This is a genomic window from Tamlana crocina, from assembly GCF_012037625.1.
The window spans coordinates 1-332 of sequence record NZ_JAAVJS010000613.1; the positions used below are offsets into that span (position 1 = coordinate 1).

Below are 332 nucleotides of genomic sequence, written 5' to 3' on the forward strand. Positions count from 1 at the left end.
TATAGTAAAGCACAAGACCCATTCCCACTAATGCCAGTACAGCTCCTATCATTCCCAACTTTACGCTTTGCCACACAAAAGGCCTTCTAATAAACCTTTTTGTAGCCCCCACCATTTGCATGGTCTTAATGGTAAATCTCTTGGAATAAACCGATAAGCGTATAGAGCTATTGATCAACAACTCTGCTATAAAAGTGAAAATGGCACTAATCACCAGGATCCAAAAACTTATTTTTGTTACGTTCTCATTCAAAAGGGAAATAAGCGGCTTGTCATAAACCACTTCATCTACAAAACTTTTGGCGGTAAGCTCTTCGGCGATCTGGTCGATC

At 40.1% G+C, this 332-nt stretch carries 1 protein-coding gene; it reads right to left on the bottom strand.

Translation table 11 applies throughout. The features are described from left to right. Positions 1 to 332: cell division protein FtsX (locus tag HC176_RS18270; RefSeq protein ID WP_342448723.1), on the bottom strand; the 332-nt coding region annotated here is incomplete at both ends.